This window comes from Peribacillus sp. N1, assembly GCF_054600815.1.
The window spans coordinates 313,526-336,365 of sequence record NZ_BAAHZO010000001.1 but is presented as its reverse complement, the minus strand read 5'-3'; the positions used below and the strand labels follow the sequence as shown (position 1 = coordinate 336,365).

The window sequence follows — 22,840 nt, the reverse complement described above, 5'->3', positions numbered from 1 at the left end:
AGAAATCAAATAAATTATCATTTTTTATAATTACCCATAAATATTTTTTATGGTTAAAGGAGAAAAATTTTATGGATGAAAAAGACTGGCTTATATTAATTACTCTTTACGAAGAAAGAAATATAACAAAGGCAGCACAACGACTATTTATTTCCCAGCCAGCTTTATCCTATCGTATAAAACAGCTGGAAAAAGAGTTCAAAACAAATTTAATCTCTAGAGGCAAAAGAGGTGTCGAGTTTACAGTTGAAGGGGAATATCTCGTTCAATACTCGAAAAATATGCGTAAGCAATTAGGAGCTGCAAAAGAGCATATTTCAAATTTGGATAAAAAAGTAAAAGGAACTTTGCGATTGGGTGTATCTGGCTTGTTTGCCCGATATAAACTACCATTATTATTAAAAGAATTTCTAACTCTATATCCAGAGGTTGAAATCAGTTTGAAAACTGGATGGAGTTCTCAAATTCATCAAATGCTTCAAAAAGAAGAAGCACATCTCGGGATAGTTAGAGGTCCTTACAAATGGCAGGAAAATAAAGTGTTATTTCAAGAAGAAAAGATTTGTATTGCCTCCAGTAAAAAAATTGAATTAAAAGAACTTCCTTTTCTTCCTAGAGTTAATTATCAGACAGACCAATCGTTAAGAACTACTATTGAAAACTGGTGGCAGGAAACATTTGCGTTACCACCTAAGATTTCAATGGAGGTAGATCGGATTGAAACATGTAAGGAACTGGTTCTTAATGGTTTAGGATATGCCATTTTACCAGAAATCTGTATTAAAAATGATGAACCACTGTATACTTTTCCCATTGTTTTAAGCGATAATAGCTATTTGCTTAGAGAAACTTGGGTATTTTATCGGGATGTGACTATGGATTTGGCACAAGTAAAAGCATTTATTGATTTTCTTAATGATTCTAAACAATGAAACAAGACGAAACGAAGTAAAACTAATACAAAGGAAGAGAATTAATATGAAAAAGTGGGATTTAAATAATGCAAGCAAGACAATCCAATTTTCGGCTGCACTTCTAACTGCTTTTATTGGAGGCGGCCTTTTCTCTCTTATCAGGTTTCCTATCCCCTGGCTACTTGGTCCAATGGCAGCCCTATTAATTGCATCACGTTTCAAAAACGTTAAATTAATTTGGCCCGTTTCGGTGAGAAATACTGGATTAATTATTGTAGGTTATTCAATAGGCATCTCCTTTACCAAGAGCTCACTGTCTGATATGATTAGTCACCTTCCCTCAATGTTGATCCTTACAACCTTAATTGTCCTTGTGTGTGCATGTTCTGCTTTTGTTATGTCAAAATATTCCGGCATTGACTATCCTACATCTTTAACGAGTAGTATTCCTGGAGGTTTGTCACAAATCGTTGTGTTTGCAGAAGATATGAAAGGTATTGATATTACTACAGTAACCTTTTTCCATGTTACAAGAGTGATAATGGTTGTTTTCTTAGTCCCCCTTTTAATTATCAGTCCCATTTTTGCAGCGAATAGTACCAATGATTCCTCTAAAATAACGGATAACGTTATTCCAGAGTGGAGTGGTTTATTTCCTCTTATCTTTCTGTTCGCCCTTATTTGTTTTCTGGCAGCAAGAATAGGTAAAATATTCAAATTACCAGCTCCTTACTTTTTAGGACCAGTAATCGTTGCTGCTGCAATAGGTCTTTTAGGTTTGCAGGGACCACCACTTCCTCCTACACTTCTTGATATATCTCAATTTATGGTGGGCGGTTATATCGGTTTACTATTAAAACCGGAACAACTTAACAACAAAAGAAAAACCTTATTATTGGCTTTGATGAACGGACTAATTTTGATTAGCGCAACAATGTTTTTTAGTTTTCTACTGACCCAGTATTATGATTTATCGACTATTACGGGTTTTTTAAGTTTAGCCCCTGGTGGAATGGATCAAATGGGAATCATTGCACAAGAAGTAAATGCTGATGTATCTACTGTTACCAGCTATCAACTATTTCGGATGGCTTTTATTTATGCCGCAGTGCCTCCATTACTGAAATTGGTATTAAAAATAAGTTTAAGAAGAAAAGACAAGAACAGTAATGTAAAACTAAATGTTAAATAAAAAAGGAGGAAGCTTTGCTCAAGGACAATGAAAAGTCTGATTTATAAAGAAAAGAAGGTTATCTTACACAAAATTGATGACCTTCTTTTTTGTTACTAAAAGTTGCATTAAATATTAAAAAAATTTCGTTATTGAATCACTTATCCTATGGCTTTATTTGCTCCCCTCCCCATTCTTTTTTAAAGAATAAATTATTTTGATACCAATACAAAAAAAATATGTATTTAACTTATTGTCCTCTCTGTATTACCTTTAATAAAGAAAAGCGCATAAGCATAGTGTAAAACTTATTAATCTACCAGTTAATTTTTCTGAAGAGTCACAAAATTATTTCTTAGTCATCCAGAAATCATTTGAAAGCGCATTCAAAATATGGGAGGGGATTTAATAATGTTTCTTACAATTTTAGGCATCTCCATGGTTACCGTTTTTACCTATTTAATTATGTCCAAACGTTTATCGCCCATTGTTGCTTTAACTTTAGTTCCGATCGTTTTTGCAGTAGTTGGTGGTTTTGGAAGTAAAATTGGCACTATGATGATGGAAGGCATTAAGCTAGTCGCTCCTTCTGCAGCTCTATTATTATTCGCCATATTGTTTTTTGGTATTATGATAGACACGGGATTATTTGACCCACTTATCAAAAAGTTATTAGAAGTTGTCAAGGGAGATCCTGTCAAAATTTCGATAGGTACCACAATTCTTGCATTACTCGTGGCCCTAGATGGAGACGGTACAACAACGTATATCATTACTGTTTCAGCTATGTATCCACTTTATAAACGAATCGGTATGAATCCATTGGTTTTAGCCACAGTAGCCATGCTAGCTTTAAGTGTTATGAGTGGCATGACCCCCTGGGGTGGACCTGCTACCAGAGCAATAGCAGTATTGGGACTTGATGCATCCGAATTTTTTGTTCCACTTATTCCTACCATGATCGGTGGTGCTATTTGGGTTATTTTCGTCGCATTTATTTTAGGGAAAAAAGAACGTAAACGACTGGGTGTAATACACATAGAAGAGTTAAAAAATGAAATAGCTGCTACTGTAGAAAATGAAGCCACTGATGCATTTCCTCATATTGACATTAAACGCCCTCGTTTTTTGTGGATTAACTTATTAATTGTGGTAGGTATTATGGTCATTCTCATTATGGGATTGGTACCTTCCCCTATTTTATTTTTGGTCGGTTTCGCTATTGCTTTAATGATTAACTACCCTAATCTGGAAATGCAAAAAAGACGTATATTAGCACATTCTGGAAATGCCCTAATTGTTGTTCTACTAGTTTTTGCAGCTGGAGTATTTGCAGGAATCTTTTCCGGTACAAAAATGGTTGATGCTATTGCTAATGGACTGGTTGCGATAATACCTGCTTCATTAGGACAGTTTTTCCCTGTCATTGTTGGCATTACAAGTATGCCATTCACTTTCGTTTTATCTAATGATGCCTATTATTTTGGAGTTCTCCCTATTCTTGCAGAGGCAGCTTCAGCTTATGGTATTAGTCCGTTAGAAATTGCTCGCGCTTCTATATTGGGACAACCCGCTCATTTAATGAGTCCACTTGTTGCATCAACTATTCTATTAGTTGGCATGGTTGATAAAGACCTTGGGGAATATCAGAAATTTGCATACAAATGGGCCATCTTGACATCGTTAACCTTAACAGTGTTAGCTATAATTAGCGGCGCTATTTCTTTTTTGTAAATTATAAAAGTCCTTGTTTACTTGTTTGCTAGTAAATATCCGCAGGATCCTTTCCAAAAACAACTACTAAGGACTTTTGACCAATTTCATAATGATGAGGACCTAACAACTCTTGAAAGAAAGACTCAGCGGCGTATAATTAACAGATCATCACATATTCTTCACTTAGTACTCTAATATCCCATTTGAAAGACAATGAAGAAGTTGTTGAAATTAAGCTGGTCTTAAAAATGTTGCGTCTTATAAAGTTTTGGTTATTACAAAAAATATATTCTTATTTTGTTATGAAACTGCCCTGATAGTTGCATAAAGTAAAAAGCTGCTCTAAAGACAGCTTCAATCTTATTAATTGCTCTCAAATTATAACCAATTGTATTTGAACTATACCGTAAATAACTCTTTCAAAAGCTAAAAGCAGTTGTATTTCTTAGATGAAATCAACTGCTTTCATTGTGTTTTTTTGTTCCCTATATGGAAACCTCTAAAGGTTGAGGCTTTTATGGAATCATTACTTAATAAATCCATTGAGAAATTGATATAACTCTTCTAATTCACTTTCTTTTGCCACAATACAGTTAGGGTATTGTTTTATCTCTGCTACGCTGGATAATTTAAAATCATTGGGAGTCGGGAGTCCAGAAGCACAAATCATTAAAAAGTCAGCAAAGTGAATTAACCCAGTCACTGCTGACGTTTTTATGGTCATTTGCCCCATTGCTCGCCCTGCAAACAAACCCTTCATTGCACTTTTTCCACCTGTTCTTTCTATTACTATTCTACTTTCGTCTATTATTACTTTTGTTCCTGATTTTAAATCAAAAGTTTTCATCTTCTTAACCTCCTACTTTTCCTTTAATATTACAACATCTTTATATGGAAATGGCTTATATATGTCATTTGCTTGAAAATGATCTTCAACTAACCTGCCCAGTTTTTTGAATAAGGAAAAGGTAGCAGCAACACCTTTAGTTAAAGTGTTATTATAAAGATTCATCAACAAGTTCTTTTTGGCAATTTGGGAAATATTTTTATTTCATCTACACTTACTCTAATTTTACACATTATACATCTAGTGTTAATTAAAGTGTGAGGGAATCGAATATACAAAAAAATAATAAATGGTTTTTGTCCCTAAATAGAAATATAATTTAATAGATATATGATAAGTAAGTATGAAAAGGTGGAGTTTTATTGGATATTTTATGGTGGGGTTTAACGATCGTCTTATTTGCTTTAAGTTTTGTAGGAATTGTCTATCCTATTATTCCTTCGGTTGTTGCTATTTGGGGAGGATTTGCAGTTTATCAATTCCTCATTAATTCTGATGAGTTATCGTTATGGTTCTGGATCAGTATGGTTGTGTTGAGCGGTGTATTAATCGCGGCCGACATCATCGCAAATAGTTATTTTGTTAAAAAGTATGGGGGATCAAAAACATCCGAGACAATAGCAGCTATTGCCACGATTGTTGGTTCATTTGTCTTTCCTCCTTTTGGAATAATTCTCGTACCATTTTTAGCAGTCCTCGTTTCGGAATTAATCATTCAAAAAGATATAATGAAGGCTACTAAAGTTGGGTTTGCAACTATCATCGGTTTTTTAGGCGGCAGCTTAGCCAAAATATTAATTCAATTATTGATGATTGTTTGGTTTATTTTAGCGGTAATTTTTTAATTATTTGTCAACGGCCACAATAAGAAAAAGCTGACTTTCAACAGTCAGCTTTTTCTATTAACAGAAGTCCCATTTACTTATCTGGTACAGATAATAAGAAAAAAAGTGATGGAGGAAAAGGAACTATTATTGTGGCCTAGTTTGAACAATTCTTTAACGATGGGACTCTTTTTAGAATTCTAATATAATTTTCACAACTGCTTCCTTCCGTGTCAAAACTCAAGACATTATCCCCACCCAAGTTTTCACAGCCGTCGCTAAAATCAATAAAGCCAGTATAACTTGCAGCACTTTTACATTCATATTTTTACCGGCCATCGCCCCAAGCGGAGATGCTATTAAACTCGCTCCCACCATTATCAATGCCGGATAGAAGTCAACTTGTCCCGTTGAGATTTTCCCTGCTGTTGCACCAATGGATGAAATGAATGTGATAGCTAATGAAGACGCAATCGTGACCCTGGTCGGTATTCTTAAAACGATAAGCATGATCGGAACTAATAGAAAGCCTCCTCCGGCACCGACTATCCCGGCACCTAAACCTACGATTAAGGCAAGAATGGCCGCAAGCCATTTGTTGAAGGTAACTTGATCCAAAGGAATGTCATCTATCCCTTTCTTCGGAATGAACATCATGACAGCCGCTATCAACGCCAAAATGCCATAGACGATATTCACTCCGTTTTCCGACATCGATTGTGATCCAAAACTTCCAACCACGCTTCCGATCAACACACTGATCCCCATATAGAGAATCAGCGTTTTATTTAAATGTCCGCTCTTACGATAGCTCCATATTCCTCCGATGGAAGCGAATAAGACTTGTACAGCACTTATACCTGTCACATCATGTGCACTAAATGCCGCTAAACCGAAGATTGGGGGAATAAACAGCAGCATTGGATAATTTATTATCGAACCGCCGATGCCGAGCATCCCTGAAACGTATGAACCTATAAAACCAATCAAAAAGATGGTAATGATAAAGGTGATATCCATTGTAAGTGCCTCCCTTAAAAGAAGGGAACCCTAATGGTTCCCTTCTTTTATCAGCCTTTTCTAATCCAAAATTTCAGTATATCATTTTCTTCTGCCGTTTCCACCAGTTCATGGCCACCGGATTTTGACCAAGCGGCTAAGTCTGCTTTAGCTCCTTTATCGGTTACATGTATTTCCAGCACTTGCCCGGTTTGCAAATCATTCATCGCTTTTCTCGTTTTAACGATCGGCATTGGACAAGCTAGTCCCTTAGCATTTAACACTTTATCTGAATGCATATTTCATTCCTCCTATTTTCTTGGCTTTTTATCGGTATTAACGAACCGCACAGCGATTTGGCCCGATTTCCATTTCACGCTGTTTTTCATCATCAGGCTCGATTTTCCCCATATTGGTTTCGCGAATTTCTTGATAAGCGTTTGGCTGAGGCGGTAAATTACCTGTTACCAGCTCTCTGAATTCCGTTTCATCTACAATGTTCAATCCATGATTTTCAGCAAACAGCGCACCCAACTTTTTAGCGACACTTCCATCTTCATTCAATTCATCAACGATCATGAAATGTGATGGCAATACGATTAACTCGTCTGATAATCCTCTATAACGTGTATACAGTGTTTCTCTCAAGTCGCCTACCCAATCCTCAGCCAATCCAGCTAGGTCCGGTCTGCCAATCGAATCGATGAATAGTATATCCCCGCTTAACAAGTATTTTTGATCGACCACAAATGAAGTCGAACCAATGGTATGGCCCGGGGAATATATTGCTTGAATATCAATCGAAGTATGACCAATCGTTATCACTTTCCCGCTTTCTAATGGCTGATATTCAAAGGTTACTTCAGCCGCATCTTTTGGCGGCAGCCAGTAAGTTGCATTTGTTACTTCCGCTATTCGTCTTCCACCTGAAATATGATCGGCATGTAAGTGTGTATCCAGAACATGTGTAATTTTCACCCCGATATCATCGGCGAAATCAAGGTAGGCATCAATCATTCGAGTAGAATCGATAATGGCTGCTTCACCATTGGTAACGACCATGTAAGATAGACAACCTTTACCTAGTCGAACAAATTGGTAAATTCCGCCGCCATTGATCAATTCACCGATTTTCACAGGTTCCAAGTGTTCACTCCATGCTTTCATGCCGCCCTTTAAATAAGAAACGTCCAATCCAGCATCAGATAACATTTCAGCTACCATAACGGAAGATCCTTCCTTTGCACATACTACCAGGATTTCTTTATTGGCCGGGATTTGATCGATTATTTCTTCCACGCCATCCAGTAGATCAAAGTAAGGGATATTAAGGAATTCAAAATTCTCCCCTTCAATTTTCCAATCATTGTAGTCACTTTCATTTCGAACATCCAAAATAAATAAGTCGGTTTTATTGATTACTTTCTTTGAAACCTCAGCGGCTGTCATTTGCTTAAACGCCATTTTATATACCCCCCACAGTATCAATGATGTCAAAAATTTTTCCTTCATTAAAAGGTTAATGTAGCATCAGCATTCTTAGCGAACTCCAAAAATGTGACCGCTCCACCTACTTAGATACGGTCAACGAAAGCTTCTTTTTCCATGCCCAATAAGGCCTTGGTCTTTTGACAACTGTACGTTCATTTCCTGTGCAATGGAAACTAAATCTGAAATGGAAGAAACATTTGCCTTTCTAATACCTTCGAAATAAAAGCAAATCGCCACTTCTTGATCTGTTGCTACTGCCGTTATGATGTTAAACCCTCAATACTTTTTATTCATTCACGGATTTTTGTGAAGGACCGTTCCATTGGCTCATGCCGGGTACAACATTGAATACCCGTTCAAAACCGGCCGCCGTCAGTTTTTGTGCAGCAAGATCACTTCGGCTGCCTGTACGGCAAACCACAAAAATCTGTGATTCTTTATCAAGTTCACCCATATGTTGTTCCAATTCACCCATTGGAAGGGATCTAGCTGCTGGTATATGATTAAAAGCATACTCTGCCGATTCTCGTACATCCAGGATGATCGTATTTCGGTTTTCCTGCATTAGTTGAAGAAGTTCTTCATTTGAAATGATTTTTTCATGCTTCTTCACTGCTGTTTCTTCTCCGATTGCTTTCCGAAGATAATGTTTTAGTATTGTTCCTTCTTCAACCGTACCCAAATATTGGTGACCTGAACTTTCCGCCCAGGCTTTCATGTCGGCGGTTGACCCTTTATCAGTTGCTTGAACTTCGAGTACCTCCCCCGCTTCCAGGACATTCATGGCTTTTTTCGTTTTTACGATTGGCATTGGACAGGCTAAACCTTTAGCATCCAAAACAGAATTTGTTTTAATCATTTTAGTTCCTCCTTGAGTCATTTATAGGGATGGGGGTATATTCGGATATAAAATTATTCTGTGGGACCTTCCCATTCATTCATACCACCCATCATGTTCAACACCTTATATCCATGATCCTCAAGTAACTGTGCTGCCCTTGAACTTCTGCCCCCTGAACGGCAGACGATGATATATTCTTTTGATTTATCCAGATCCTGCATTCTAAATTCCACCAGACCCAACGGGATATTCAAAGCTTTTGGTATTTTCCCTGCCTTTACTTCATCCACTTCCCGTACATCAATAATATGGACTGGGGAGTATCCCTTCAATAATGCGTTCACTTCATTCGGTAAAATTTCTTTCATTTTTTTAAGATCCTCCTTTTATTCGCGCCAAGAATTCATACCGCCTTTTACGTTTGTAACTTCATTAAACCCGAGTTTCTTCAATGCTTTACTCGCATTACTGCTCCTCATTCCGCTTTGGCAGATAACAATTACTTCTTTATCTTTTGAAAGTTCATGTGCCCTTTTGCCAAATTCGTTTAGAGGTATATTTTTAAAGTCCTTAATGTGATTGCCCCTATATTCATTAGGAGTACGAACAACGATGAATTGCCTATTTCCTTTATTATTCAACACAGCTTTTAACTCAACCGCATTTATATTTTTTATCCCCTTTGCCGGGACAAATCGCTGATATAAAAACCAAACGATGAAACCTAATATGATGAGATTAAATATAGTTCCCATTTGACCCCCCCCATTTATATAAATAAGTTTACATTTCCATCCTCTGCTTCAGCTAAATAAGCTGCAACACCTGCATACTCAATTCCATCCAATAATTCCTCTTGCTGTAAACCCAATAAATCCATTGTCATCGTACAGGCTATAAGTTTGATTTCCTGTTCTTGGGCCAACTCAATTAAATTTGGGAGTGACATGGCGTTATGCTTTTTCATTACATGTTTGATCATTTTAGGTCCCATCCCTGCAAAGTTCATGTTTGATAGACCCATTTTATCAGAACCACGAGGCATCATTTTTGCAAACATTTTTTCAAGAAATCCTTTTTTTAATGAAATCGGCTCATCCTTCCTTAAAGCATTCAATCCCCAGAATGTATGGAAGATAGTCACTTCATGATCGTAAGCAGCCGCCCCATTTGCTATGATATAAGCAGCCATTGCCTTATCATAATCACCACTAAATAAAATGATCGTCGTTCTTTTCTTTTCAGTCATTTATGTTTTCCCCCTGATTCACTCTTATATACCCTACGGGGTATATATTATGCTAAAAAATATAGTTCGTCAACCCACTTCACTAAAAATGAATGGAATAGGGTTTTCTTTATTTAATTGGTCCATGATTAATTGAAGACAAAATTTCATTCACTTCGAATATTTTTCCATTAACCTTCTCTATACCAAACCCTTTTAACCGTGCTGTGTGCATTGACAAGTACTTACATGCGGATTCCTTCGTTTCAAACAGATAAATGCCACCAGCTTCCTTTGCCTCACTGTCTTCGGTCCAAATCTTCCAGATCAATCCTTCTTCATCATTAATGCTTTTTGCTAAAACAGTAAATTCTTTTACCATTTCGTGACCAAATGGCCCCTCCATTTTAAAATCCACTTGTAAAATATAAGACATGAAAAACACTCCTTTTTCTACTAGTCAGGTCAAATTCTTTTACCTGCTTTTAATTAGTAAATTAACCGCTTCCTTGACTAAATGATCAGTGCCTTCTCCTTTCTCGACGTTTTCCCGAACGCATTCCTCAAGATTGGCACTTACGATAACACCCATGGTCCTATCGATGGCATTACGTACAGCAGACAACTGAGTGACGACATCCCTGCAATCTTTTCCTTGCTCCATCATACCAAGAACACCCTTGATTTGTCCTTCAATCCGCTTCAAGCGATGAATGCTGCTTTTATCAAACTCCATACTCCGCCTCCCATCTATTTACAACAATAGCTAATCTTTTTTCCGTTAAAAAGAGAAGTGCATCCCCAAACTCACTTCCAGTTTATTAGAAGCAATGACATGAATGTTTTCAAGTCAGGTTTCTTCATTAAAACGTTTTAGTCGGCATAATCAAACTTATCGTGCTTATGCTTATAAGCCGCTAGCCAATTAAATCGTATTTTACTCGTGAGTTTATGTGTTCTTAACTTGTGAGTTCATAATATACCTACAGGGGTATATTGTCAAGCCGTTTTATTTACACTTTTATTTAAAATAAACGCAACCTAATACTAAAAAGCACAAATACATTCAACTAGTGAAATTCAAAAATAAAAACGTACCTACTTATGGCCACGTTATGTTCGAAGTAATCACTTGTAAATGGCTTCCCTTTAGTTTCCTCGTTAAATAAACATTGACGAAATCTTGGCCAGATTTTTAGCGCAACTGTAGTATGGCGTGATGCTTCTGATTTCGGTCAAATTTTATTAAAAAGATTAGAAACGACTTCCATATTCCCCCTCCTAGTTATGACAATTGTATATAGAGTTGCAAATGTTCGAAATGGTTTTAATATCCCGCAAGTACATAATTTCTAGTGGGCAAAGCCAACATATAGGGAGATAAAATTGAAATAGTCGAGGTGGAAATAATTTGAAGGCATCTGATTTGTTTGTAAGGTGTTTAGAGAATGAAGGGGTTCAGTATATTTTTGGGATACCTGGTGAGGAAAATACGGATCTTATTGATTCTCTAATAGATTCTGACATTGAATTTATCTTGGTTCATCATGAACAAGCTGCAGCTTTTATGGCAGACATCTATGGCCGGCTAACTGGAAAGCCTGGCGTCTGCTTGGGCACATTGGGACCGGGTGCAACTAATTTATTGACAGGTATAGGAAATGCTTATCTGGATTATTCCCCTGTTGTCGCGATTACAGGTCAGGCTGGCCTTGATCGAATTCATAAGGAGTCACATCAATATGTGGACATTATTGGAGTTTTTGAGGAAGTAACGAAATGGAATCAACAAATTAAGGTGCCGCATACGATTCCGGAAATTATCCGTAAAGCATTTAAGACTGCAGTCATAGAAAAGCCAGGAGCTGTTCATATAGAACTCCCGGAAGATGTGGCGCTGATGGATACAAAAGGTGAACCACTTCCGGTTACACCAATGCCTAGATCCCGCCCAGCCGAGGAAGAAATCAAAAAAGCTGTCGAATTAATAAATCGCGCTAAAAGACCTATTATTCTAGCTGGTAATGGCGTAGTCCGTGATGAAGCTGCTGAGTCCTTACGGAAATTTGCAGAAGAGAAGCAGATTCCCGTTGTTAATTCGTTCATGGCCAAAGGAGTTTTACCTTCTGACCATCCATTGACCCTTTTTACAGTAGGGATGCAAGCAAGGGATTATGTTCTATGCGGGTTTGATTTGGCCGATCTTATTATCACCGTCGGCTATGATTTCGTCGAGTACTTGCCAAAGTATTGGAACGTTGAGGCAATGAAGCCGATTATTCATATTGATGCCCGACCGGCTGAGATTGATGCTTATTACCCCGTTCAAGCCGAATTAATCGGAAATGTTACTGAGGCACTTGAAGCCCTGACTACTGGTGTAGCAAAAAAGGAGCTTTGGCCAGAAGTGAAAAAGTTAAGGTCTCAAATCATTGAAAAATTTCATTCTTCTGATGATGTATCAGGAAGCCCTATCATCCCTCAGCGAATTATTGCCGATATAAAAAAGGCGGAAAAAGGGAATGCCATTGTCATTTCGGATGTGGGCGCCCATAAATTATGGATTGCCAGGATGTATCAGCCGGAAAAGCCTAATCACACTATCATTTCTAATGGCTTTGCATCAATGGGTATTGCGGTTCCCGGTGCCATTGCGGCCAAATTGGCAAAGCCTGATAAACCTGTCATTGCGGTTACAGGGGATGGTGGATTTCTGATGAATGGGGTTGAATTGGCAACTGCCAAACGTCTGGGTCTTGCCTTCGTTATTGTCATTTTCCATGATTCAAAATTTGGCCTTATCGAGTGGAAGCAATTGAATAAATTTGACCGTACGAATGCGATTGAATTTACAGACCCAGACTTTTTAGGATTCGCAAAAAGTTTTGGGGTTAAAGGAGTGAAAGTAACCCACTCCGATGAATTGCTTCATGCATTAGAAGAAGCGATTTCGAGTCAGGAAATTGTCTTGATTGATGTGGATGTCGATTATTCGGAAAATGTAAAGTTATCGAAAACACTAGGTGATTATATTTGTAAATTATAAAGAGCATGTATTATTGGAGGAATGTCAAATGAAGAAAAAGTGGCAATTGTGGATCGGTGGCAAATGGAGGGAGGCAAAATCGTATGAGCCTTTATTCAATCCCCATACAAATGAAGAAATTGCACAAATCGGACAGGCTGAACCAGCGGATGCCATTGAAGCGATTGTTGAGGCAAATGCCGCTTTTCAGAAATACCGATCCTACCCGGCTCATGCACGAGCAGAAATTTTATTTAAAGCTGCAGCAATCATGGAAGAACGCAGTGAAGAGCTTGCGAAAATCATTTCTCTAGAGGCGGCGAAAACGATTCGAAATGCTCGTGAAGAAATGAATCGTACGGTTCAGACCTATCGTTTTGCTGCAGAAGCGTCCAAGAACAATTATGGAGAACAAATCCCGATGGATGCGGCAGTTGGCGGGGTAAACCGTTTTGGCTTCACGGTTCGCACCCCGATTGGCGTCGTTACTGCGATTACCCCATTTAACTTTCCCTTTAATCTGGTCGCACATAAAGTTGGTCCAGCTATTGCGGCTGGAAACTCGATTGTGTTAAAACCTGCCGAACAAACCCCGTTGAGTTCACTGGTTCTTGCCGATATTTTTAAAGAAGCAGGGTTGCCAGATGGAGTATTGAACATCATACCGGGCAAAGGGGATGTTTTAAGTGAAGCATTGACGACCCATCCACATGTAAAAAAAGTGACTTTTACAGGCAGTGTAGAGGTCGGACACCTTATCCAGCAGCAGGCAGGCTTCCGTAAGCTTACCCTTGAACTCGGATCTAATTCGCCGTTCATCATTGATGAAGGAGTCGACATCGATAAAATCATTCAAAGAAGTGTGATGGGCTCATTTACGAATAATGGTCAGGTGTGTATCTCGATTCAACGAATTTATGTCCACAAATCACTATACCAACAATTTTTAAATCGATTCGTAAGTACAACAAAACAGCTTGTCATCGGTTCCCCACTGGACGAAAATACAAATATTACAGCGGTTATTTCAAAAAAATCATTGGAACGATTACAAAGTTGGATTGACGAGGCAGTACAGGAAGGAGCAAAAATTGAGTGCGGCGGTACAGTGGAAGGCAATGTACTTTTGCCTACCGTTTTAACCAATGTAAATCGTGACTCAAAGGTATTTCGTTTCGAAGTATTTGGTCCAATTGTCTGCATTTTCCCATTCGATACGCTGGATGATGCCATCAATGATGCAAATGATTCGCGTTACGGATTGAACTCAGGAGTGATGACTCCGAGTATAGAACGAGCTTTTTATGCGGCGGAACGTCTGGAAACAGGTGGAGTCGTAATCAATGATATCCCAACTTACCGAATTGATAATATGCCTTATGGTGGCTGGAAGGACAGCGGAGTTGGCCGAGAAGGCGTCAAATATGCGATGCAAGAAATGATGGAGCAGAAGTTTATCAGCTTTAAAATAAGCGACAATTGAACATAGGGAAAATTATAAACCCTTATTATATGAGACGGCGATATCTTAAAGATTTCGTCTTCTTTTTTTGTCGTAAATTTATGTTTTGATTGTAGCCGTTGTTCTTATTATTGGGTACAGTCATTTCTTCATTTCATCATCACTTCTATACATAGGCGATTTTTTACATACAGATGTAATCTAGTTGTAAAAGATAAAAAGCCACCAAATACGGCAGCTTTCACTTATTACTTCAATTCTTCAATTATTTCAGCACCATAAGAGTTGTCGATTATACAGCGCCATGTACCGGTGGAATCTTTTTTAAATACATATGTCGCGGTTCTTTCCATAGAGAATTCGGAATCTTCCTTTTGATTGGCACTTAGCTGGGCTTTTGCCACAACCAATGCCGTATCACCCGTTTCGATTATTGCCATCTTATCTTGATTGACGATTAAACTATGGTTAAAGTATTCAGCGATAGCAATGAATGCCCGACATTTCCGCTTTTCCTTTTGCAAATGTTCCAGGTTTGACAACTAAAGTTGCATCCTCTGAATAGAACTCCATTAAATGATCGAAATTCTCATTATTTATTGCCCTGTCCGCATTTTTTATGATTTGTTCCAGCTCATGATTCTGCATATTCACCATCCTATTCAGCTTCTTTTAATTGGACCACTCTTATACCAATTGATGTTCGACTGTCATGATGGAATATCCTGCTCAAGAAGATTTTAAATAAAAGTTGATATCCAATCGTATATCTTTCAGCTAAAAAACGTAAAGAAATCAATATGTCAGTTGCTGTTTCCATTGTTCTAATGAGGCAAGCAAGTTAGGCATTCCTTCCTGACCGAAATATTCCAGAGAAACAAAGCCTGTATAATTCCGCTTTCTCAATTCTTCGAGTAAGCGAATATTGTCAACATCCCCACTAAAAATGGGGGCTGGTTTGTTTTTATATCGCTCTTTATGATTGTAGTGATAATTTTTTAAATGTACATGGCTGACATGGGGGAAGATGGATTCCAATACCTCCTTCGGATTCAATTGATCAACGTATAAGTTAGCACCATCGAAAATCAGTTTTATCCGTGGATGGTCAATATCTTCTAAAAGCTTTTGAATGGCTTCGAGGTTATCAGCAAAAGAGTCATAGTGAATTTCTATTGCTACATCCACTCCATAGTGATCGGCCATTTGCCCTAATTTATTTAATTCGGTAGCCGTTTCCGACCATTGCTCCGGTGAGGCATTCCTTGATGCTATATGTCCTGCGAAAGTCCGTATTAATGGGCAGTTCAATTGATGGGCCATATCTAACAATTTTCTTGCTTGATTGATTTCGTTTTGATGTTCTTTTTGGTTCCAGAGTTTCGAAAAAGTCGTATATCCACTAATGGATGGTATTTGTAAATCATTATTTTCAAGTAATTTGGCTAACTTGTCCAGTGGTCCATGCTTCTCCTGAAATCGTTCTATATGTTTATTCCATAATTCAAGTCCTTTAACATCCGCTTGCAACGGAAGCAGCCAATTTATTATTTCCTCTATGTCCCATTCTTTAAATCCTGTAGTGCATAAACTCAGTTTCAATGTAATTCCGCCTTTCTCCTTTTATTTTTTCATTGTGATTTCTATACGCTGTACTTTTCCGAGAAGGAAGATATAAGCAAAAGCGCCAATTAGGGCCACTACGGATATAAAGGTTAACGCTGCTGCATAAGAATGTGTCGCACTAATGATTAAACCGACGATTAACGGAGATAATGCCCCTCCAATGTTTGCTACAAAATATAGTGAGGAACCCGTTAGGCCTACCATTCCTTTCGGGGCAATATCAGCTAAAAGTGCTCCGGTAACTGTTGATGCCATCCCCTGTCCAAAGAATGCTATCGCCATAAAGGTGATGACTATGTTTGGTGAATCCGTATAATTCCCTCCAAGAATCAAACAAGACAGTAACAATCCGACAATGATGGGAAGTTTACGTGCCATTCCTGTTGATACCCCGCGTGTCAGCATCCAATCGGAACATCGGCCGCCAATGAGGGTTCCTAATATGGCTACGATGTAAGGAATACTCGCATAAATTCCAGTTTTCAACATCGTCATTCCCTTTTCATCGATCAAGTAGGATGGAAACCAAGTCATAAAGAAAAACAAAGTAGTTTGAATGGAAAATTGCCCGATGAACATTCCCCAAATTTGACGGTGTTTAAGCAGTTGGCCTATTCGGTTCCAGGAGAAAGGATGCTTCTCTTCAGTTCCGATCATCCCTCCGCCTTCTTTGATATAGTTTAGCTCTTCCTGAGAAATCCGCATATGTTCCCTAGGGTTCCGATAGAATCCATACCAAACAAATCCAATAAGAATCCCTATGATTCCGGCGATATAAAAAAGGTAATTCCATCCAAAGGTTATGATGATCCAAGTAAAAACTGGAGTCAGGAAGGCTAACCCAATATATTGGGTTCCCGTATAAATCCCTACAGCAGTAGCACGTTCTTTTTTAGGAAACCACTCGGATACACACCAGGCATTAGTAGGTATGGAGGGAGATTCAAAGGCACCCAGTCCTATGCGATATGTAATAAGTGACGATATATTTTTCGCGGTTCCTACCATGAATGTAAATACAGACCATAAAACGAGGGAAACCGTGTATACCTTTCGAGGACCGAATCTATCAAGAAAGTATCCGCTGAATAGCATGGAGAAGGTATAGCTCCAGCCAAATACGGAAAATATGATTCCCATCATAGCCGGATCAATATGTAAATCGGCTTGAATATTCGGAGCAGCAAGCGAAATGATGGCACGGTCGATGTAATTAATACACGTGACTAAAGCAATTAGAAATAAGATGAACCATCGAACAGTTTTCTGTTTTCCTTTTTTTGATCTGTCAGTTACCGGTTCCGATGTGCGATCTTCTATTATTGCCTTTAATTCTGAGCTCAATATTTTTCCCCCTTAACCTAATGCCCAATATTAGTACATCGTTCTACTAAATTTTAATTTTATTGAAATTTTATAAATGCCAATATGTTTCCTTCCTTTACTTACAACATGAGTTTAATATTTTCAAGAGCAGCCCCTAGAACCATTGAATTGCAGATCCCCTTGCTGCAATGTTAAACAACTAAGGGGATTATATTCCGAATTGTGAATCATTTCTTTAAATAGTTACAGTCTTCTCTGATTCTACCTCTTCATTGTCCTCCTTGACTACCCTGTCAAAAGATCCATGTTTTTCTTGGACCAGAATATAACCGACCGCTGCGATGATACTTGGCAGGGCAAATGTAGCAAAAGCCACCTTCGGATCCATGCCTGTTGACAGAAGAAAGGCAATTAAAGTAGGAGCGAGAATTGAGCCAATCCTGCCGATAGCTTGCGAATAGCCCATACCCGTCGTACGGATTTCACGGGGGTAATATTCTGTGATATACGGATTGGCTAAGTTCATGGCACCAACAGTACAGGCACCCCCCATAAAAATCAGTAAATATACCCCGATGTTATTAGTCGTAGCGCTCAATGCGACAAAGGTAACGGCCCCTAATAAGAATAGTGTAACAAGAATTTTACGATGGCCCATTTTTCCAGCATAATAACCGCCTACTAAGGAACCTCCAATTTGACCAAGGCACAAAACCAGGTTAAATGAAAGGCTTGAGGTGATACTGAATCCGGAATCCTGCATCATTTTTGGAAGCCAGGTATTTAATCCGTAAGCCATCATCAATGTACAGAACACAGCCACCCATATGGAAACCGTACTGAATGCCCGTTTGTTCGTGAATAGTTTTTTTACTGGAGATCCTTTTCCCCTCTGTTCAGCTTCACTAAGCCTGAAATCATCTGTTTCTTTAAAATCCCCTTCTGGTTTGACTCTATTGAGGATTTCAACAACCTTCCCAATTTCCTTCTTTGCTAAATAGTAGGAAAGGGATTCAGGAAACTGCTTCATGAATATTGGAAGTGTAAGTAATGGCAAAATTCCAATAAAGTATAATACACGCCAATCCGTATAAGGAATGATATACATTCCCACTAATGATGCCATGATTCCACCGATTGAATAGCCACAATACATCGCAGCTACAATGATGGCCCGATTTTGTTTTGGGGAATATTCAGTCATTAGCGATATAACATTCGGCATTAATGCTCCCATTCCAATTGCAGCAATGAAACGCATTACTGTGAACCATGTGAGGTTGGGTGCAATCCCTGCCCCCAAGGTAAATATGCTGAACAAAATCATACAAATGACGAGAACATTCTTCCGGCCATATTTATCTGCGATCGGTGCTAAAATCAGGGCGCCAATCATCATGCCGAATAAGGAATAACTGCCGACTGCCCCTGCTTGAATGGAAGTTAAATCCCACTCTTCCATCATCCAAGGCAACCCCACACCATACATGGCTATTTCATACCCGTCGAAAGCGATGGCATAAAAACACCAAAGAAAAACAAGTAAATGAAAGCGGTTAAATTTACTGACAGCAATGATATCCGAAGCTACTACACTACGCATTTTCCGCCTCCCATCATAAAAATATCGGTTTCGAATGTATTTTCCGAGTTCTAAAATAGAAACTCGGAAAATAATCGGAAAAATCAGATAATCTTCATTGGAATTGCCCATTAACAAAGCATCTTTAGTATTCTTATTACCTAAGGGAACAAAATCCTTCTTAGAAAATCTTCACATGTATATTCTTATCGATGATTAGTTTTTCACGACAGCCTTATTGAAAACAGGTTTATCTTGTAATCTAAGTTCAAAATCTAAATGAGCCGTATAATAATCATTTTTCAATCCTTTTTCTGCACCGGAATGTTTTTCTAACTTTGTAATTAAGCTTCCGCGAACACCTTGTGCAACATCATTTTCTAAATATTCATCGCCTTCAAAATATATTTGTGTTACTAATCTATCGCCATTTTCCGGTTGGAATAAGAGATGCAAATGTGCTGGACGAAATGAATGATGATCAATCCACTTTAAGAATTGACCAGAAGGTCCATCTGTTGGAATTGAATAATTACCTGGTACAACTGTTTTTATTTCAAAATTACCATTCGCATCCGTATAAAAAGCACCACGTAAATTATCATCTGGAATACCTTCAGCGAAGTATGAGTATTCACCGTTTGTATCAGCCTGCCACATATCTATTTTGGTATTTGACAACGGATTTCCATTAACATCTTTAACAGATCCTGAAAAGTAAAGGACGTCACCTGGTTCATTTTCACGTTGTGGCAACACTCCGGGATTTTGAACGACTGGCGTATTTTCTATGTAATAAGGTCCTAGAATAGTAGGTTCCGTTCCTTTTACACTTTTATACATTTCCTGAAGTGCATGAGTTTCAAAGAAAACATCCATAAATAACGGAATTTCCCCTGCCCTGCCTAATTGATCCATCCAATCAACAAGAGCTTGATATTCATTGTGATCAATTTCGTATTCGCTAACTAATTCCTTGAATTTAACTACCAATCCATTATAAACGTCGATTACTTTTTGATTCTTCATAATACTTCCTCCAATTTTTTAAAGTTTTTATATTTGTTGATTTTCAATGATGGTACTGATTCCTAATCCACCTGCTATACATAATGTGATTAGCCCATATCTTTTTCCGGTTCTTTCTAACTCATGTATCAATTTGGTTGCTAAAATTGCTCCAGTGGCACCAATTGGATGTCCCATGGCAATGGCACCGCCATTAGGATTCACCTTATTCATATCAAGCTTCAATTCTTTGATTACTGCCAAAGCTTGTGCAGAAAAGGCTTCGTTCAGTTCAATTAAATCAATATCATTCAGTTTCAACCCTGACATTTGAAGCGCTTTCAAGGTGGAGTTGACAGGCCCAAGCCCCATGAAATTTGGTGATACGCCTGCTGCTGCTTGAGCAATCACTCTTGCTTTCGGCTTTTTACCACGCCTTTTTGCTGCTTCTTCCGACATAAGTATCAGAGCGGATGCACCATCATTTCTTCCACTACTATTTCCAGCGGTTACCGTTCCATTCTTCTTGAAAACCGGTTCTAAATTAGCCAGCTTTTCCAGACTGGTTTCTCTTGGGTGCTCATCCACATTAAATTCCATTAACCCTTTTTTCGTTTTAATTTGATACGGAACGATTTCTTTCGTAAATATTTCAGTAGAAATTGCCCGTTTTGCATTTTCTTGGCTCCTTAAAGCAAATTCATCTTGTTCAGTCCTTGAAATGGAATATTTTTCAGCCAGATTTTCTGCTGTCATTCCCATCGTTAACATCCCGTAATCTTCAACGGGCTGTGAACCTGGCTGGCTTTCCGTATTCGGATCCAATAACTGTCCATTCCCTGATTTCAATCCAAAACGGATATTTCTCATATAGTATGGGGCCGTGCTCATTGATTCCGCTCCGCCTGCAATGATTACATCCCCAAATCCGCATTGAATTTGTTGACTGGCAGAATTGATCGCTTGAATGCCGGATCCGCATTGTCTGTGTACGGTATAACCTGGTACTTCTACAGGAAAACCTGCCCGGAGTGATGCAACTCTTGCCAAATTTGACGCGTCTGAACTTTGTTTGGCTTGTCCCATAATCACTTCATCAATACTATCTTTAGGAATATCCGCTCTCTTGATAACTTCATCAAGGACAGCAGCTGCCAGGAAATCGGCAGGAACATTCTCCAATGCTCCCCCTAATTTCCCTATAGCGGTGCGAACCGAGTCTATTATTACTACATTGCTCAATTTTCTACCTCCTGCTATTTTTATTTCTTTCTTCTAAACTATCCTTATATCTTTGGTGAGCTATTTTCAGGGCAACAATCACAGACTGCTGCGATGGAGCTAAAAAGTCCGTTTTAATATTCTCTATTAAAGAATCAATATCTTTACTAAAATCAAAACCAACTATCATTCGCTTAAAAAAATCCTGGGCCAAAGTTGTTAAAAACGTAAATTCTGCATTAATGATAATGTGACTTTCTTTGTGAATTTCCAGTACCATCCCAGCGTATTTATAATTTTCATACATGCTCGTATTTTGCGGTGCCTTCGCATAGGCCGTGATTAATAATGTTGGCTGTCCCATATAAAACTACATCCTCTCAAGATTACTTGCATAAACCAGTGGGTGTTACATAATCCCCATTCCAGTTTATATTAATTAAAGACCTCTTGAAAAATGTTTTACCTTTTCCATATCCATTTCCATGCCAAATCCTGGACCATCCGGGATGATTATTTCATAATTCTCATATTTTATTTCGTTTAGCGTAATATTTTCTTTGAAAAGTAACGGTCCAAATAATTCTGTACCGAATTCAAATTTTGGAATGGTTGAATAAAGTTGTGCACAAATGGCCGTTCCTAATGATGATTCAATCATCGTTCCTCCATACAAACCAAAGCCTACACCTTCAGCAATCGCAGCTACCTTTTTGGTTTGGGTCATCCCTCCATGTTTACATATTTTCAAGGCGAAGGAATTACCTGCCCTATGTTTAGCTATTTGGAATGAATCTTGTAATGAATTCAATGATTCATCGGCCATGATCGGGACCTTAAAACGATTGGTCAATCTTGACATCCCTTCATTATCCCAAGCTGGCAGCGGCTGTTCGACCATGGAAACCCCGCCTTCCTGTAAAGCTTCAATGCAATAAATAGCCGTTGTTTCATCCCATGCTTGATTAACATCAACAGTAATGCGTGCTTGATCTCCCACGGCTTCAATAATTTTCAATACATGCTCCACATTCTTATATGGATTACCTTTGCCAATTTTCAATTTAAAGATATTATGACGTTTTTGGTGTAAGGATTCTTTCGCTTCTTCGATATCTTTACTCGTATCCCCACTTGCCAAAGTCCATGCCACCGGCAATGATTTATGAATTTGTCCACCGAATAATTCATAAGCAGGGATGTTTCTCCTTCTGGCTACTAAATCCACCATGGCTGATTCAACGACAGCCTTCGCAAAATTGTTTCCTCTAACATTTAGTGAAACTTCATGCATGATTTTGTCGTAATGGACGGGGTTTTTTCCAATGATAAGCGGGGCGATATATGTATCAATATTCACTTTGATCGCCTCAGGTGTCCCCTCACCATATGAAGCCCCGCCTATTGTCGCCACTTCCGCCCAACCTTCCGCACCCTCTTCATCCATGACACGGGCAAGAATGATCGTTTGTTCCACGATCGTATGCATGGCAAGCTGATGAGGACGAATTGTGGGTAAATCAATAATGTATACATCAACTGAACGTATTTTCATTTAA

At 38.4% G+C, this 22,840-nt stretch carries 23 protein-coding genes and 2 pseudogenes; 6 read left to right on the top strand and 19 right to left on the bottom strand.

The features are described 5' to 3' along the window. Nucleotides 1-71 precede the first annotated feature (71 nt). The 3 genes from ACYP5M_RS01605 (at nucleotide 72) to ACYP5M_RS01595 (ending at nucleotide 3,819) form a co-directional block, all read left to right on the top strand. Entirely contained in the window at nucleotides 72-932 is an 861-nt protein-coding gene (locus tag ACYP5M_RS01605) for a LysR family transcriptional regulator (RefSeq protein ID WP_459734542.1), read from the top strand. Nucleotides 933-978: 46 nt separating this feature from the next. Beyond that, the gene (locus ACYP5M_RS01600; protein WP_459734541.1) at nucleotides 979-2,106 is read left to right on the top strand and encodes an AbrB family transcriptional regulator; all 1,128 of its coding nucleotides are present in this window, start codon (nucleotides 979-981) and stop codon (nucleotides 2,104-2,106) included. Nucleotides 2,107-2,496: 390 nt separating this feature from the next. Continuing rightward, entirely contained in the window at nucleotides 2,497-3,819 is a 1,323-nt protein-coding gene (locus tag ACYP5M_RS01595; protein ID WP_459734540.1) for a CitMHS family transporter, read from the top strand. A gap of 508 nt (nucleotides 3,820-4,327) precedes the next feature. Here the strand turns inward: ACYP5M_RS01595 and ACYP5M_RS01590 are convergent. Beyond that, nucleotides 4,328-4,648: a hypothetical protein gene (locus tag ACYP5M_RS01590; protein WP_101221755.1), complete on the bottom strand. Its 321-nt coding sequence runs from the start codon at nucleotides 4,646-4,648 to the stop codon at nucleotides 4,328-4,330. Nucleotides 4,649-5,010: 362 nt separating this feature from the next. On the opposite strand from ACYP5M_RS01590, the gene ACYP5M_RS01585 reads away from it, so the two are divergent. Continuing rightward, a complete protein-coding gene (locus ACYP5M_RS01585; protein ID WP_459734539.1) occupies nucleotides 5,011-5,493 on the top strand; it encodes a DUF456 domain-containing protein in 483 nt (160 codons plus the stop codon). A 219-nt stretch (nucleotides 5,494-5,712) separates the two neighbouring features. On the opposite strand, the gene ACYP5M_RS01580 is transcribed toward ACYP5M_RS01585, so the two are convergent. The 10 genes and pseudogenes from ACYP5M_RS01580 to ACYP5M_RS01535 all read right to left on the bottom strand — a co-directional run bounded on the left by ACYP5M_RS01580 (nucleotide 5,713) and on the right by ACYP5M_RS01535 (nucleotide 10,767). Beyond that, complete coding sequence (locus ACYP5M_RS01580) at nucleotides 5,713-6,492, bottom strand: sulfite exporter TauE/SafE family protein (RefSeq protein WP_260357318.1); 780 nt, start codon at nucleotides 6,490-6,492, stop codon at nucleotides 5,713-5,715. A 50-nt stretch (nucleotides 6,493-6,542) separates the two neighbouring features. Beyond that, entirely contained in the window at nucleotides 6,543-6,770 is a 228-nt protein-coding gene (locus ACYP5M_RS01575; protein WP_101221752.1) for a sulfurtransferase TusA family protein, read from the bottom strand. A gap of 37 nt (nucleotides 6,771-6,807) precedes the next feature. Further along, the gene (locus ACYP5M_RS01570) at nucleotides 6,808-7,935 is read right to left on the bottom strand and encodes an MBL fold metallo-hydrolase (RefSeq protein ID WP_434169350.1); all 1,128 of its coding nucleotides are present in this window, start codon (nucleotides 7,933-7,935) and stop codon (nucleotides 6,808-6,810) included. Between the two features lie 47 nt (nucleotides 7,936-7,982). Then, nucleotides 7,983-8,229, bottom strand: a pseudogene (locus ACYP5M_RS01565) (DsrE/DsrF/DrsH-like family protein). 19 nt (nucleotides 8,230-8,248) lie between these two features. After that, entirely contained in the window at nucleotides 8,249-8,821 is a 573-nt protein-coding gene (locus ACYP5M_RS01560) for a sulfurtransferase TusA family protein (RefSeq protein WP_459734538.1), read from the bottom strand. Nucleotides 8,822-8,874: 53 nt separating this feature from the next. Continuing rightward, nucleotides 8,875-9,171, bottom strand: a complete 297-nt coding sequence (locus ACYP5M_RS01555; protein WP_402942222.1) for a rhodanese-like domain-containing protein — start codon at nucleotides 9,169-9,171, stop codon at nucleotides 8,875-8,877. Nucleotides 9,172-9,189: 18 nt separating this feature from the next. Next, a complete protein-coding gene (locus tag ACYP5M_RS01550; RefSeq protein ID WP_459734537.1) occupies nucleotides 9,190-9,558 on the bottom strand; it encodes a rhodanese-like domain-containing protein in 369 nt (122 codons plus the stop codon). Between the two features lie 14 nt (nucleotides 9,559-9,572). Next, complete coding sequence (locus tag ACYP5M_RS01545; protein ID WP_336866487.1) at nucleotides 9,573-10,052, bottom strand: DsrE/DsrF/DrsH-like family protein; 480 nt, start codon at nucleotides 10,050-10,052, stop codon at nucleotides 9,573-9,575. Nucleotides 10,053-10,161: 109 nt separating this feature from the next. Further along, nucleotides 10,162-10,467 (bottom strand): monooxygenase, encoded by a 306-nt coding sequence (locus tag ACYP5M_RS01540; protein WP_427572799.1) that lies wholly within the window; start codon nucleotides 10,465-10,467, stop codon nucleotides 10,162-10,164. Nucleotides 10,468-10,506: 39 nt separating this feature from the next. Further along, nucleotides 10,507-10,767: a metal-sensitive transcriptional regulator gene (locus tag ACYP5M_RS01535; protein WP_459734536.1), complete on the bottom strand. Its 261-nt coding sequence runs from the start codon at nucleotides 10,765-10,767 to the stop codon at nucleotides 10,507-10,509. Nucleotides 10,768-11,442: 675 nt separating this feature from the next. Between ACYP5M_RS01535 and ACYP5M_RS01530 the strand changes: the two genes are divergently transcribed. Together ACYP5M_RS01530 and ACYP5M_RS01525 are read left to right on the top strand one after the other, a co-directional pair. Continuing rightward, on the top strand, nucleotides 11,443-13,077 hold the full coding sequence (locus tag ACYP5M_RS01530) for an acetolactate synthase large subunit (RefSeq protein ID WP_459734535.1): 1,635 nt from the start codon (nucleotides 11,443-11,445) through the stop codon (nucleotides 13,075-13,077). A gap of 28 nt (nucleotides 13,078-13,105) precedes the next feature. Continuing rightward, nucleotides 13,106-14,539 carry an aldehyde dehydrogenase family protein gene (locus ACYP5M_RS01525; RefSeq protein ID WP_459734534.1) on the top strand — a complete coding sequence of 478 codons (1,434 nt, stop codon included), beginning with the start codon at nucleotides 13,106-13,108 and terminating at the stop codon, nucleotides 14,537-14,539. Nucleotides 14,540-14,766: 227 nt separating this feature from the next. On the opposite strand, the pseudogene ACYP5M_RS01520 reads toward ACYP5M_RS01525, so the two are convergent. The 8 genes and pseudogenes from ACYP5M_RS01520 to ACYP5M_RS01485 all read right to left on the bottom strand — a co-directional run bounded on the left by ACYP5M_RS01520 (nucleotide 14,767) and on the right by ACYP5M_RS01485 (nucleotide 22,836). After that, nucleotides 14,767-15,166, bottom strand: a pseudogene (locus ACYP5M_RS01520) (YybH family protein). Nucleotides 15,167-15,313: 147 nt separating this feature from the next. Continuing rightward, the gene (locus tag ACYP5M_RS01515; protein ID WP_459734533.1) at nucleotides 15,314-16,120 is read right to left on the bottom strand and encodes a sugar phosphate isomerase/epimerase family protein; all 807 of its coding nucleotides are present in this window, start codon (nucleotides 16,118-16,120) and stop codon (nucleotides 15,314-15,316) included. A 21-nt stretch (nucleotides 16,121-16,141) separates the two neighbouring features. Beyond that, complete coding sequence (locus tag ACYP5M_RS01510) at nucleotides 16,142-17,488, bottom strand: MFS transporter (protein WP_260357312.1); 1,347 nt, start codon at nucleotides 17,486-17,488, stop codon at nucleotides 16,142-16,144. 217 nt (nucleotides 17,489-17,705) lie between these two features. Further along, a complete protein-coding gene (locus ACYP5M_RS01505) occupies nucleotides 17,706-19,073 on the bottom strand; it encodes an MFS transporter (protein ID WP_459734532.1) in 1,368 nt (455 codons plus the stop codon). A gap of 195 nt (nucleotides 19,074-19,268) precedes the next feature. Further along, nucleotides 19,269-20,081: a dioxygenase family protein gene (locus ACYP5M_RS01500; protein ID WP_434169334.1), complete on the bottom strand. Its 813-nt coding sequence runs from the start codon at nucleotides 20,079-20,081 to the stop codon at nucleotides 19,269-19,271. Between the two features lie 27 nt (nucleotides 20,082-20,108). After that, nucleotides 20,109-21,302, bottom strand: coding sequence for a thiolase family protein (locus ACYP5M_RS01495; RefSeq protein ID WP_459734531.1), 1,194 nt, complete (start codon nucleotides 21,300-21,302; stop codon nucleotides 20,109-20,111). A gap of 4 nt (nucleotides 21,303-21,306) precedes the next feature. Next, nucleotides 21,307-21,645, bottom strand: coding sequence for a DUF3870 domain-containing protein (locus ACYP5M_RS01490; protein WP_048687694.1), 339 nt, complete (start codon nucleotides 21,643-21,645; stop codon nucleotides 21,307-21,309). Between the two features lie 75 nt (nucleotides 21,646-21,720). Beyond that, nucleotides 21,721-22,836, bottom strand: coding sequence for a muconate cycloisomerase family protein (locus ACYP5M_RS01485; RefSeq protein WP_260357306.1), 1,116 nt, complete (start codon nucleotides 22,834-22,836; stop codon nucleotides 21,721-21,723). Between the last annotated feature and the right edge of the window lie 4 nt (nucleotides 22,837-22,840).